The 12,851-nt window shown below is 62.0% G+C and carries 13 protein-coding genes and 2 pseudogenes; 9 read left to right on the forward strand and 6 right to left on the reverse strand.

Annotated elements, in window-relative coordinates; translation table 11 throughout:
* Nucleotides 1-14 precede the first annotated feature (14 nt).
* Nucleotides 15-110 (forward strand): annotated as a pseudogene (locus FFS64_RS31845) (phosphonate ABC transporter, permease protein PhnE); the annotation flags it as partial.
* Here the strand turns inward: FFS64_RS31845 and FFS64_RS26060 are convergent.
* The 4 genes from FFS64_RS26060 to FFS64_RS26075 all read right to left on the reverse strand — a co-directional run bounded on the left by FFS64_RS26060 (nt 80) and on the right by FFS64_RS26075 (nt 3,483).
* Entirely contained in the window at nt 80-862 is a 783-nt protein-coding gene (locus tag FFS64_RS26060; protein ID WP_137807684.1) for a phosphonate ABC transporter ATP-binding protein, read from the reverse strand. The pseudogene FFS64_RS31845 and the gene FFS64_RS26060 overlap by 31 nt on opposite strands.
* Nucleotides 859-1,710 carry a putative selenate ABC transporter substrate-binding protein gene (locus tag FFS64_RS26065; RefSeq protein ID WP_137807685.1) on the reverse strand — a complete coding sequence of 284 codons (852 nt, stop codon included), beginning with the start codon at nt 1,708-1,710 and terminating at the stop codon, nt 859-861. The genes FFS64_RS26060 and FFS64_RS26065 overlap by 4 nt, the downstream gene beginning before the upstream one ends.
* A gap of 179 nt (nt 1,711-1,889) precedes the next feature.
* Nucleotides 1,890-2,384, reverse strand: coding sequence for a PaaI family thioesterase (locus FFS64_RS26070; RefSeq protein WP_137807686.1), 495 nt, complete (start codon nt 2,382-2,384; stop codon nt 1,890-1,892).
* Nucleotides 2,385-2,565: 181 nt separating this feature from the next.
* The gene (locus FFS64_RS26075) at nt 2,566-3,483 is read right to left on the reverse strand and encodes a LysR family transcriptional regulator (RefSeq protein WP_137807687.1); all 918 of its coding nucleotides are present in this window, start codon (nt 3,481-3,483) and stop codon (nt 2,566-2,568) included.
* Between the two features lie 158 nt (nt 3,484-3,641).
* Here FFS64_RS26075 and FFS64_RS26080 point away from each other — a divergent pair, with 158 nt between their 5' ends.
* From FFS64_RS26080 to FFS64_RS26105, 6 genes are all read left to right on the forward strand, one after another.
* Nucleotides 3,642-4,400: a 5-oxoprolinase subunit PxpA gene (locus FFS64_RS26080; RefSeq protein WP_095196088.1), complete on the forward strand. Its 759-nt coding sequence runs from the start codon at nt 3,642-3,644 to the stop codon at nt 4,398-4,400.
* A 93-nt stretch (nt 4,401-4,493) separates the two neighbouring features.
* Entirely contained in the window at nt 4,494-4,739 is a 246-nt protein-coding gene (locus FFS64_RS26085) for an acetyl-CoA carboxylase (protein WP_137807688.1), read from the forward strand.
* A gap of 15 nt (nt 4,740-4,754) precedes the next feature.
* Nucleotides 4,755-6,128 carry an acetyl-CoA carboxylase biotin carboxylase subunit gene (locus tag FFS64_RS26090; RefSeq protein WP_137807689.1) on the forward strand — a complete coding sequence of 458 codons (1,374 nt, stop codon included), beginning with the start codon at nt 4,755-4,757 and terminating at the stop codon, nt 6,126-6,128.
* Nucleotides 6,125-6,997, forward strand: coding sequence for an allophanate hydrolase subunit 1 (locus FFS64_RS26095; RefSeq protein WP_137807690.1), 873 nt, complete (start codon nt 6,125-6,127; stop codon nt 6,995-6,997). The genes FFS64_RS26090 and FFS64_RS26095 overlap by 4 nt, the downstream gene beginning before the upstream one ends.
* Entirely contained in the window at nt 6,994-7,968 is a 975-nt protein-coding gene (locus FFS64_RS26100; protein ID WP_137807691.1) for a biotin-dependent carboxyltransferase family protein, read from the forward strand. Before FFS64_RS26095 ends, FFS64_RS26100 begins: the two co-directional genes overlap by 4 nt.
* Before the next feature lie 111 nt (nt 7,969-8,079).
* Nucleotides 8,080-9,402, forward strand: coding sequence for a cytosine permease (locus FFS64_RS26105; RefSeq protein WP_137807692.1), 1,323 nt, complete (start codon nt 8,080-8,082; stop codon nt 9,400-9,402).
* Between the two features lie 46 nt (nt 9,403-9,448).
* On the opposite strand, the gene FFS64_RS26110 is transcribed toward FFS64_RS26105, so the two are convergent.
* A complete protein-coding gene (locus tag FFS64_RS26110) occupies nt 9,449-10,363 on the reverse strand; it encodes a LysR family transcriptional regulator (RefSeq protein ID WP_137807693.1) in 915 nt (304 codons plus the stop codon).
* Nucleotides 10,364-10,499: 136 nt separating this feature from the next.
* On the opposite strand from FFS64_RS26110, the gene FFS64_RS26115 reads away from it, so the two are divergent.
* Both FFS64_RS26115 and FFS64_RS26120 read left to right on the forward strand, forming a co-directional pair.
* Nucleotides 10,500-11,813, forward strand: a complete 1,314-nt coding sequence (locus tag FFS64_RS26115) for an MFS transporter (RefSeq protein WP_137807694.1) — start codon at nt 10,500-10,502, stop codon at nt 11,811-11,813.
* 69 nt (nt 11,814-11,882) lie between these two features.
* Complete coding sequence (locus FFS64_RS26120; RefSeq protein WP_137807695.1) at nt 11,883-12,632, forward strand: creatininase family protein; 750 nt, start codon at nt 11,883-11,885, stop codon at nt 12,630-12,632.
* Between the two features lie 115 nt (nt 12,633-12,747).
* Here FFS64_RS26120 and FFS64_RS31850 read toward each other — a convergent pair.
* Nucleotides 12,748-12,834 (reverse strand): annotated as a pseudogene (locus tag FFS64_RS31850) (transketolase); the annotation flags it as partial.
* Nucleotides 12,835-12,851 lie beyond the last annotated feature (17 nt).

Raw genomic sequence — 12,851 nt, forward strand, 5'->3', positions numbered from 1 at the left:
CGCTGGAGACTGGAATGAATCGCCTGATCAATCTGACCTTGCTGCTGTGCATCGGCGTCGCGGTGGTTGCCTCATTCAGCTATCTGGGCATCGACCTCGGTGCGCTGGGTGGCGATTGCAGTTGCTCGTTGGCGTAGAGCTTGTCGAGCAGCTCGCGGTCGACGGCGCTGGCCGGCAGGTCGAACAGGATTTGCCCGTCACGCAGGCCGATGATCCGCGGAAAATGCGCCAGGGCCAGTTCCACCGCATGCAGGCTGGCGACCAGGGTGACGCGGTGTTCCCGGGCATGACGACAGAGTACCGACAGCGTGTGCCCGGCCAGCACCGGGTCCATGGCCGACACCGGCTCATCGGCCAGCAACACCTCGGGGGCTTGATACAGCACGCGGGCAACGCCGACACGCTGGAGCTGACCTCCGGACAGTTGCTGGCATTGCGCGAACAACTTGTCGCTCAGGTCCAGACGGGCCAGTGCCGCCCGCGCGCCGGGAATGTCCACCGGATGCAGCAGATTCAACAGACTCCTGCCCAGGCTCCACTGCCCCAGCTTGCCGGCCAGCACCGCCGTGACGACGCGCTGGCGTGGGGGCAGGGGCGGTGATTGATGCACCAGGCCGATACGGGCGCGCAGGCGCTGGCGCTGGCGGGCCGACAGCTGCCAGGCGTGTTCGCCCAGCACTTGCAGCTCACCACTGCCGGGACGCAAAGCGGTGGCCAGCAGATTGAGCAGGCTCGACTTGCCTGCGCCGGACGGGCCGATGATGGCCACCTGTTCGCCCGCACCGATGTGCAGGTCCACGCCACGCAGCGCCTGGACGCCGTTGGCGTGGGTCAGGGTGACCCCGGTCAATTGCACGGTCATTTGAGCAGGTCGGCGGCGCGTGCGGCTTCCTCGATGCCCTTGTAGTTCTCGGGGTTGGTTTCGATGAAGCGGCTGGCGGCTTGCAGATCCAGGATCTCCTTGTCCGCAGGCTTCGCCGGATCGAGTGCCAGGAACGCGGCTTTGATCTTGCTGGCGAGCGCCGGGTCCAGGGTGCCGCGCACGGTCCAGTTGTAGTCGAAGTAGGCCGGGGTGGTGGCAAACACTTTGACCTTGTCGGTGTCGACCTTGCCGGCGGCGACCAGTTTTTCCCACACGCTGGCGTTCAGGACCCCGGCGTCGACCTTGCCGGCCTGCACCCAGGCGACTGTCGCGTCATGGGCGCCGGAATAGCCCACGCGACTGAAGTACGTTTCCGGCTTGATGCCGTCCTTGAGCATGAAGTAACGCGGCATCAGACTGCCCGACGTGGACGACACCGAACCGAAGGCGAAGGACTTGCCCTTGAGATCGGCCAGGGACTTGACGTTCGGGTCGGCGCTGATGAATTTGCTGGTGAACTTCGCGTCCTGTTCGCGCTGGACCAATGGAATGGCATTGCCGGTTTTCAGCCGTGCCTGCACAAAGGTGAAACCGCCGAGCCAGGCCAGGTCGATGCGGTCGGTGGCCAGCGCCTCGACCACGGCCGGGTAGTCGCTCACCGGCACGAACTCGACCTTCATACCCAACTGCTGCTCCAGGTAGGCGCCCAGCGGCTTGAATTTGCGCAGCAGTTCGGTCGGCGCCTCATCGGGAATGGCGCTGACTTTCAGGGTGTCCGCGGCCTGCGCGAGCACGCTGCAAACCGACAGGGTCAAGCCGATGGCCAATGCCAGGGTACGCTTGAGCATGGAAGATCTCCGTTTCATTTACGCTGGGTTTTCGGTGCGCAGGGTACAGGGTTATTGAGGCGAAGGCGCATTGAGAGGTTAGCCGAAATGGGGCGGGTGGATGGGGTCTTCAAATTGAGAGGGGGCGTGCACCGCAACAACCAAAGCGAGGCGGCCCGACAGCCGACCCCACAGTTGGATTATCGACCATGCGCCGCATCCGCCAGTTGTTCGGTATCAACCCGGACAAACACCGAATCACCCACCGCCGTGAGTACGTCCCCGGCGTAGACCTCGCAGATGACACGGGTCTTGCGCCCGACATCACCTTCCACTTTTGCCTTCAGGATCAGCGGCACGCCCATCGGTGTCGGTTTGATGAACTTGATGCCCAGGTTGCCGGTGACGCAGTTGATGCGGGGCAGGCTGGCGACTTCGCGTTGTTCCGCGCGGTAGTGCCAAGCCATCGCCGTCCAGTTGGAATGGCAGTCGACCAGCATCGCGATCAAGCCGCCGTACACCAGATCCGGCCAGCCGCAGTACATGGCATCCGGCACATGCTCGGCCACGACGTGCTCGCCGTCTTCATGCCAGTAGCTCTTGATGTGCAGTCCGTGGGGATTGCGGCCGCCGCAACCGTAGCAAACGCCATCCGGCGCGGCGGAGTCTTGCAGGGAGGTGTCGAGGGTGGTCATGCCTTGATCATCCTTAAAAAATGGAAAGCCAAACGGGCCGATGCATTGAACACTTTAATTCCTGTGGGAGCGAGCCGGCTCCGGGCGGCGTTCCGACGAAGGCAGTGTATCAGGAGAGGTTTATGTTAACTGACACTCCGCTTTCGTCGGAACGCCGCCCGGAGCCGGCTCGCTCCCACAGTCACCGCCGTGCCGAATGCTGCTGCGGTGCCAGAAACGCATCGTGGAAGTAATTGCGGAACGCCTGCATCGCCGGGCTGAATTCGCGCTCGCGATGCCAGGCCAGGCCGACGCTCATGGGGGTGACCTTGTCGGTGATGGTCACGGTTTCGATGCGTTTGCCTTCCAGCGACCAGGGGCGGTGCACCAGGTCCGAGAGGATCGCCACGCCGCTGCCGTTGGCGACCATGCTGCGCACCGCCTCCACGGAGCTGGTGCGGACCCTGACGTTGGGCTGCTGATGAGCATGTTCCCAGTAGCGCATGGCGCTTTGTTCGGCTTCGTCGACGGTGAGCAGGATGTAGGGTTCCTTGGCCACATCGGCCAGGCTCACGGCCGAGCGTTCGCACAGCGGATGGTGGCTGGGCAGCCACAGCCGGCGTTCGGAGTTGAAGAGGGTCTCCGAGACGATGTCCGGGTGCGTGAGGTTCGCGGTGAGCACCACCGCCATGTCGAACCGACCTTCCAGCAGGCCTTGTTCGATGGCTTGCCGTTCCTGTTCGTGGACTTCAATGGCCACGTCCGGGTGCCAGTGCTCCAGTCGCTGCAGATGGTGCGGCAGGAAGTAACCGATCACCGTGTAGCTGGCGGCGAGGCGCAACAGCCCGCTGGCGCGAATGTCGGGCAGCGGGCTGTTCAGGGCGTCGTCGACGCTACGCAAGATCACGTAGGCCCGATTGAGAAAGTGCCGCCCGGCATCGGTCAGGCTCATGCCCTGGGCTGACCGCTGGAACAGCAGGGTGCCGAGCATGCCTTCCAGTTCCTTGATCGCCGTGGTCACCGCCGATTGGGAAATGTTCAGATGGATCGCGGCTTGCGAGATTTGCCCGATCTCGGCGGTGGCGACGAAATAGCGGACCTGGCGCAGGGTCAGTGACATGAACACTCCGGTGGACGGGCTTTTTGTTTTTCAGGGCTTTCTGTTTTTATAGCTATCTGTTTTTCAGAAGATGACCTATCTGATAATAGATCTTCCCAAGGGGTTGGCTGGAATTTAACGTGGTCTGCATGAAGTCACAAGCGTCAGGAGCAAGCGTCATGCAGGCAGTAGATTTCAACTCGGACATGGGCGAAGGTTTCGGCCCATGGACCATCGGCGATGGCGTCGACAATGAGCTGATGGGCTTCATCAGCACCGCCAACATCGCCACCGGTTTCCATGCCGGCGATCCCGGCACCATGCGCCGCACCGTCGAGCAGGCCAAGCGCCTGGGCGTGGCCATTGGCGCGCATCCGGGGTTTCGCGACCTGGTCGGCTTCGGCCGTCGGCACATCAATGCACCGGCCCAAGAGCTGGTGGACGACATGCTGTATCAGTTAGGGGCGCTGCGCGAACTCGCCCGGGTTCAAGGCGTGGCCCTGCAACACATCAAGCCCCATGGCGCGCTGTACATGCACCTGGCCCGGGACGAGGAAGCCGCGCGTTTGCTGGTGGAAAACCTGCAGCGCCTGGAGCCTGAACTGCTGTTGTATTGCATGCCCAACTCCGTGATCTGGCGCGTCGCCAAGGAACTTGGCCAACCAGTGATCCGTGAGTTCTACGCCGACCGCGAATACGACCTCAGCGGTTCCATCGTCTTTACCCGCAATGTGCGTGCCTACGATCCGGCCCAGGTCGCGGCGCGGGTGCTGCGTGCCTGTCAGGAAGGCGTGGTGCGCACCGTTGAAGGCGAAGACTTGGCGATCGAATTCGATTCCATCTGCTTGCACAGCGATACGCCGGGTGCCTTGGCGCTGGTCGAAGCCACGCGTAAAGCGCTCGATGATGCGGGAATCAAGGTTCGCGCACCGCGCTGATCAGAACGAAACACCCGGCACGGAGACGCCAGGGTTTGCACACGATTCATCTTTTTTGCCTGCCTTTCTACAACTATTCCAAGAGGAACAGACATGGCCGAACACACCATCATTACCCCGTTGCCCGGGACCTTCTATCGCAAAGCCACACCGGAATCGGCGAACTACGTCGAGGAGGGCGCAGAGGTCAGCGCCGACACCGTGATTGGCCTGATCGAAGTCATGAAGCAGTTTTCCGAACTGACCGCCGGGACGGCCGGTCGCCTGAGTGCGTTTCTGGTTGAAGACGGTGATCCGGTGGAGCCGGGTCAGGTCATCGCAACACTCGACGGCCATTGAGGGTAGGGCACGATCATGACCCAAACTATTGGTAAATTACTGATCGCCAACCGTGGCGAAATTGCCGTGCGGATCATCCGTGCCGCCAAAGAACTGGGAATTCCCACCGTTGCTGCATGCAGCGAGGCGGACGTCGACTCCCAGGCCGCGCGCATGGCCGACGAGGTACACATCCTCGGCCCGGCCCGCGCGGATAAAAGCTATCTGAACGTCGAGGCATTGCTCGGCGCCTTGAAAGCCACCGGTGCCAATGCGGTCCACCCCGGTTACGGCTTTCTGTCGGAGAACGCGGATTTTGCCGAAGCGGTCCTCGCCGCTGGCGCTATTTTCGTCGGGCCGAGCCCCGAGACGATCCGGCGCATGGGCGACAAAGCCGAAGCCCGGCGCACTGCGCAAGCGGCTGGCGTGCCAGTGGTGCCCGGTTCCCCCGGTGAGCTGTTCGACGTCGAGTCGGCGCTCAAGGCGGCCGAGTCCGTTGGCTTTCCGCTGCTGATCAAGGCTTCGGCCGGTGGTGGTGGGCGTGGCATTCGTCTGGCGGAGAACGCGCAACAACTGAGCGAAGAGTTCCCCCGTTCCCAGCGCGAAGCCCAGGCGGCATTCGGCAATGGCGCGGTGTACCTGGAGCGCTTTATCGGCAAGGCCCGGCACATCGAAGTGCAGGTGTTGGGCGACGGTAAGCACGCGGTGCATTTGTTTGAACGCGAGTGTTCGCTGCAACGTCGACGCCAGAAAATCTTTGAAGAAGCGCCGTCGCCGGTCCTCAACCCGCAACAGCGCGAAACGCTGTGCGCCAGTGCCGTACGCCTGACCGAGGCCCTGGGCTACAAGGGCGCCGGCACCCTGGAGTATCTGTACGACGACGCCACCGGCGAGTTTTTCTTTATCGAGATGAACACTCGGATTCAGGTGGAGCACCCGGTCAGCGAGTTGATCACCGGCATCGACCTGGTGCAGGCCATGCTGCGTATTGCCGGGGGCGAGCCGTTGGGCTTGCAGCAAAGCGATATCCAGCTCAATGGCGCCGCGTTGCAGATGCGCCTGAATGCCGAAGACCCGGCGCGGGATTTCTTCCCGAGTCCCGGTCTGGTTGAATCACTGATCTGGCCGCAAGGCGAGGGCGTGCGGGTCGATACTCATCTGTATCAAGGCTACCGCGTGCCGCCTTACTATGACTCGTTGCTGGCCAAGCTGATTGTTCACGGTCGGGGTCGCGACGAAGCCTTGGCCCGTGCGCGCCTTGCAGTGGAGCAGACCACGCTCAGCGGCATGTCCAGCACCCTGTCGTTGCACGCTGAACTGCTGGAGCAACCCTGGCTGCACAGCGCCGACTTCCACACCGGCACCCTGGAAACCTGGCTGGCCGCGCGCCGCAGCGGAGGTGAAGCATGAGCAATCCAATCCGCTACAGCTTTGGCGCCGATGAGCATCTGTTTGCCGAAGTCAGCGACAGCATGTCCCTTGAAGCGTTCTTCAAGGGCATGGCCGTGACCCGTGCGGTGGAGCGACTGGCACTGGAGGGCGTACTCGATGTGTGCCTGGCCAATGCCTCGTTCCAGATCCGTTTCGACCCGGACCGCATCGCGCCTTCCGACCTGCTCGAAGCGGTGAAAGGCGCAGAAGCCGAGGCGGTTGCCGAGCGCATCTTGCAGACCCGGATCATCGAAATTCCGGTGCTGTACAACGATCCCTGGACCCATGAAACCCTGATGCGTTTTCGCGACCGCCATCAGGATCCGAGCGCGACCGACCTGGAATACGCCGCACGGATCAACGGCCTGGCGGACGTCGAGGCGTTCATCGCCGCCCACAGTGGTGCGCCGTGGTTTGTCTCGATGGTCGGCTTCGTTGCCGGCCTGCCGTTCATGTTCCAGATGGTCGAGCGCGAGCGTCAGTTGCAGGTGCCCAAGTACCTGCGACCGCGCACTGACACGCCTAAATTGACCCTCGGTCACGGCGGTTGCTTCGGCTGCATCTACTCGGTGCGCGGTGCCGGTGGTTATCAGATGTTCGGCGTCACGCCGGCACCGATCTACGATCCGCAACAAAACCTGGCGTACCTGAAAGAGCACATGGTGTTCTTCCGTCCGGGGGACATCGTGCAGTTCAAGCCGATGGACCGAGAGGCTTATGACCAGGCCGTGGCCGAGGTCGAAGCCGGGCGCTTCGATCTGCGGATTCGTCCGGTGGAATTCTCGCTGGATGCGTTTCTCGCCGACCCGATCGGCTACCCCAAGTCGCTGCAGGAGGTGCTGGCATGATCAAGGTACTCAAACCCGGTCTCGCCACCTCGGTACAGGACCTGGGCCGCGAAGGGTATTACCACCTGGGCATTCCGCCTTCCGGCGCACTGGATCAATACGCCCTGAGCGCGGCCAACCAACTGGTGGGCAACCCGGCCAATTCGGCGGCACTGGAATGCACCTTGCTGGGGCCGGAACTGGAGTTCCAGCAGGACACGCTGGTGGCAGTGTGCGGTGCGCACATGACGCCAAAGGTCGATGGTGTGGACATGCATCTGGACACCGCTTTCGAGGTGAAGGCCGGGCAAGTGCTGCGCTTTGACTTCCCCAAGGCGGGCGCGCGGGCTTATCTGGCGGTGGCCGGCGGCATTGATGTGCCGGTGGTGCTCGGCAGTCGTTCCACCTATGCCCTGGGCGCACTCGGTGGTTTTCAGGGGCGTCGCCTGATTGCCGGAGACGAATTGCCGGTGGGCATCGACAGCGGCAAAGGCCGAGCCGGGGCCAGCCTGCCCATGGCGTTGCGCCAATCCCTGGGGGGCGAAATCACCCTGCGCGTGGTGCCGGGGCTGTACTACGACCGATTGACCCCAGCGGCGGCGGACAGCTTTTTCGCCGAGGCCTGGACGGTCGGCTCGGAGGCGGACCGCATCGGTTATCGCTTCAAGGGCGGCAGCCCGCTGAGCTTTCAGCCCCGTGAGCAGCCGTTCGGTGCCGGTTCCGATCCGTCGAACATCGTCGACAGTTGCTACCCGATCGGCTCGATCCAGGTGCCCGCCGGGCTCGAACCCATCGTGCTGCACCGCGATGCGGTATCCGGTGGCGGCTACGCGATGATCGGCACGGTGATCAGCGCCGACCTCGACCTGATCGGCCAGATGCAACCCAACCAGAAAGCCCGTTTCGTGGCGGTGACCCTCGAAGAAGCGCTGGAAGCGCGACGTTCCTATAAGAAAAAACTCAGCTGCCTGAGCAAGCTGTTCCCTTCCTGACGCTGCCCGTCGCACTGCGCGGGTAATGCCAAACGGTGAGCCAACGCCGCACTTCGGTGCGGTGACGGCTGCCCGCGCTTCAACCTTTGACTGGTTCTGGAGTTCACGCACATGGCTGCTTTATCGCAATCGAGTCAAACCGGGCAAGACCCGGCCAATCATCCCGTTCCAACTGGCGCACGCATGGGCCGACTGTCGTTGACCATGGCCTGGTGGGCGGTGTGCAGCGCGATGTTTTACATCGTGGTCGGCGCTTCCCTGGCCTTGTCCTACGGCGCGCGCAATGCGCTGATCGGGATGGTGCTGTCGGTGATCAGCTACGGGCTGGTCAACACCGTGCTCAGTCGCTTTGCGATCCGCAGCGGCTTGTCGGTGGCGTTGTTTTCACGGCTGTTGTTCGGTAGCACCGGCGCCTGCCTGGCGACCTTGATCTTCTTCTCGACGGCGATCTATTACGCGGTGTTTGAAGGCTCGGTGATCGCCGTGGCGCTCAATCACCTGTACCCGGAACTGGTCTATCCGCTGGCCGCATTGCTGGTGGTGCTGTACAGCGTGCCGATGATTCTGGGCAGCGTGCAACACTGGCTGGACAAGCTCAACGGCGTGTTGCTGCCGGTGTATCTGGGTGGTTTGCTGGTGGCGGTGGGGTTGTCGATCAGCCGATACGGCTACCAGCCGCAATGGCTGGATCTCGGCCCGGCTACCCCCAGCGCCTTCGGCTGGTGGGATTGCTTCGTCGCTTACATGGGCGTGTGGATTCTGATGCTGTTCACCTTCGACTACGCCCGTTTCGGCAAGGCCGAGGACGCCGAATATCACGGCCGCTGGAACTTCGGCATGCCGTTCTACGCGGTGACGTTTTTGCTCAACGGCGCGGCGGGCATCTACCTGGTCAGCAGCATTCCCCACGAAGGCGCGCTCAACGAAGTGTCGGTGGTGATGGCGATCCTGCAGTTGATGGGCCTGTGGGGATTGTTGTTTGTCTGGGCCACGCAAACCCGGATCAACACCGCCAATTACTACCTGGCGACCTTGAACATGCAGGCGTTCTTCGCGCGTTTCGGCCTGCGGGGTTCGTACCTGATGTGGGCGCTGGCGGTTGGTGTGATTGTCTACGGCCTGATGCTGGCGGATGTGTTTGCATACTTGCTCAAGGCGTTGGCCTATCAGGGTATTTTCGTGGTGGCCTGGGTTGGCGTGGCCTTGGCGCAGATCGTTTACGGGCGCTATGACGCAGCGGCGCTGGAGCGTGTGGCAGCGTTCAATCCAGTGGGCCTGACAGCGTGGTTTGGTGCGACGGCGTTGGGGCTGGCACTGATGTTTGCCGGCAGCGGCCTGAGCAGTTTTTCCGCGCCGGCGACGGTGATTGTGGCGTTTGCCTTGCAGGCGGGTTTGTCCCGTCGTAGCCGCTTGCAAGTGGGGTTGGCGCAGTAAACAAGCGTGTTGGCACCTGATTCGTTCAGGTGCCGCATTGCGCTTGTCAAACAGGCGAGAACATCGGCAGGCGCTTGAGCATCCAGTTGAGCAACTCCTGAGCCGGGGCCGCCAGCGGTCGGCCGGACTTCACCAGCAGTTTCGCCTCAACCCCAAGAAACAGCGGATGGTCTACCGCAATGGCTGCCAGGCTGCCCTGGGCGATTTCTCTGTAGGCGGCGAATTCTCCGAGCAACGAGGCGAAGTCCCCGGCGGCAACCAGACGCTTGAGTGCTGCCAGGGAGTTGCTGACCAGCACCGGACGGATCTCGATCTTTTCCGCATACTCGAGCATTTCTATCGCCTGACCGATGCCGAAGGTGGTGGGCGTCAACACCAACGGGCAGTCGAGAATGTCCGCGATCGTTGCCGGCCCCCCTCGCAAGGCCAACGGGTGATCGGGGCGAACCAGCAGCATCACCGGCTGCGATGAGGTTGCGCGAAAATCGATGTGCGCATGCAGGGGCGGGTTGTAGGCAAGGCCAATGTGCGCGCGGTTTTCGGCGACTTCGTGGAGTACGTCGACGACCGGCAGTGTGTCCAGCGTGACGTTGAGTTTCGGGTACGCCTTGCAGAAGGGCGCGAGAACGTTGTCGACCAACGCATCGACATAACCCTCGCTGATGACCACCCGCACATGGCCTTGCTGCAGGCCCTTGATCGCTTGCAACTGGTCTTCGAGCTTCTCCTGATGGGATCGATAACCGCGCCAGAACTCCAGCAAGTGCGCGGCAGCTTCGGTCGGCTGCACACCCCGCGCCTGGCGTTCGAACAGTGTCGCCCCCAGTTCCTCTTCCAGCAGCTTGATCTGGCGCGTAATCACCGATGGCGACGTGTTGATGCTGTCTGCCGCGCCACGAATCGAGCCGTGGACCAGCACTTCGTGAAAATACCTCAGGCGTTGTTGGTTTATTTCGCGCATGGCTGACGTCTCTCCGTTGTTTCAGCGTTGCTCGTAGAGCAACGATACGCGAACTTAGTTGCTCTTGCTGGGTTCTGGCTGCGGGGGCAACATCCCTGGCACGACCGCAGATCAACAAGAAGAATCGGAGACGTGCATGTCAACCCTCGACACCTCGGCAAAAAGCAGGACCCTTGCGGCCCTGTACCGCAAGCTCAATTGGCGGCTGCTGCCGCTGCTGTTCATCTGCTATGTGTTTGCGTATCTGGATCGGATCAATGTCGGCTTTGCCAAACTGCAGATGCAGAGTGATCTCGGGCTTTCCGACGCGGCTTATGGCGCGGGCGCGGGCATCTTCTTCCTGGGGTATGTGTTGTTTGAACTGCCGAGCAACCTGATGCTGCCACGGGTTGGCGCACGCAAGACCTTCAGCCGCATCCTGGTGTTATGGGGCATCACCTCGGCGTGCATGCTCTTTGTACGCGACGTGCCGACGTTCTACGTGATGCGATTTCTGCTGGGTGTGTTCGAAGCCGGTTTTGCCCCGGGCATGATCTATTACCTGTCGTGCTGGTACGGCCCGACACGGATGGCCCGCGCCATTGCCATCGTATTTATCGCCGGCCCCGTAGGCGGCATTATCGGTGGCCCGCTGTCCGCGTGGCTGATCACCACCTTGGCCGGTGTCGGCGGCATGACCGGGTGGCAGTGGATGTTTCTGCTTGAAGGCCTTCCTTGCGTGTTCCTCGGCGTCCTTACGTACTTCGTGCTTGCCAATCGACCCTCTGAGGCCAGTTGGCTGAGTGTCGAAGAAAAGCATCTGCTGGAGGCTGAACTGGGGACATCGACGAGCCAGGTCCATTCGTTCCGGGCCGTGTTGCGCGACCCGAAAACCTACATCCTGGCTTCGGCCTACTTCTGCATCATCTTCTCGATCTACGCCATGAGCTTCTGGCTGCCGGCCATTCTCAAGGCCCAAGGGGTCAATGACACCCTGCAGTTGGGTTGGTACACCGCCATTCCCTACATGGGCGCCGCCATTGGCATGTACCTGATTGGACGCCGCTCCGACCGGCTCGGTGAACGCCGCTACCACTGCGCGGTACCGGCGGGCATCGCAGCCTTGTGCCTGCTGATGTTTCCTTTTGCCGAGGGACATGTTCTGGTGTCGCTGGCGCTGCTGACCGGGGCGACCGCTACGATTTTCATGGCGTATACCGTGTTCTGGGCCATGCCCTCGGAACACATCAAGGGTGAGGCGGCGGCGGGAGGCATTGCCTTCATCAACACCATCGGCCTGTGCGGCGGCTTCTGGGGGCCGGCGGTCATTGGTTGGGCAAAAACCGCTACCGGAGACATGAACCTCGGCATCGTAGTCGTCGGCTGCGCCTCCCTGTGCGCGGTGCTTATCATCACGCTCAACAGATCACTCTCGACTGAGCACGTCGCGCCTCAATACAGCGCAGGTTGATCAGTCACCTTGAACCCTGAAATTGAATCGTCGCGTTCCGCAAGGAACCATCCAAAGGAGAGCACTTCCATGCTTCTACACCTGTCGACCTGGGCCGAGATCGGCCAGTTTCTTGAACGCAGCCGCACTATCGTGATTCCCATCGGTTCGAATGAACAACACGGCCCGACCGGCCTGTTGGGCACTGACTGGATGTGTCCGCAAATCATTGCCCACGAAGCTCAGAACAGGGCCGACATCCTGATCGCGCCGACCTTCAACATCGGCATGGCGCAACACCATCTCGGGTTCCCGGGCACCATTTCACTGCGCCCTTCAACCTTCATCGCCGCCATTGGCGACTGGGTGCGATCGCTGGCTGCGCACGGCTTTGAGAAGATCCTGTTTCTCAATGGCCACGGCGGCAACGTTGCATCCATTGAAGCGGCATTCTCGGAGCTTTACGCCGAAGCGAGTTTCGCCCGACGCCCAGCGGGGTTCGCGCTGAAGTTGTGCAATTGGTGGGATCTGGAAGGGGTCAATGATCTTGCCAAGGAGCAGTTCCCGACGGGGCATGGTGTGCATGCAACGCCTTCGGAAATCGCCGTCACCCAGTGGGCCTATCCTGACTCGATCAAGTCCGCTGACTATTCGCCGCAGATCGCTAACTGGGGTCCCATCCGCGAAGCCCAGGATTTCCGCGCACGCCATCCGGACGGGCGCATGGGCTCGGACCCGGCGCAGGCGACAGCAGAAAAAGGCCGGGCATTGGTGATGATGGCTGCTGAGGGTCTGGTGAAGGAGGTGGAGGCATTCAGCCGGGAATCGATCCCGGACTGATGGCTTGATCAGATCATCCTGAGTCGATGCAAGCGCCCGTCCCTGGGCGCTCTCTGTCAGTCAGCGCTCAAAGCCAGGCTTTGACTTGAGCGCAGACCGTCTGGGTCGAAATGCCTTAACGCTCATGCAGCGTTGGCAAGGTTCCGGCATCGAGGAACGCATCGAGCAAAGCGATCTGCCGGAAGGTCGGCGTCACTGCATGAGCACGCGATCGAGCCG

This window comes from Pseudomonas sp. G(2018) (assembly GCF_005502415.1).
Lineage (GTDB): Bacteria > Pseudomonadota > Gammaproteobacteria > Pseudomonadales > Pseudomonadaceae > Aquipseudomonas.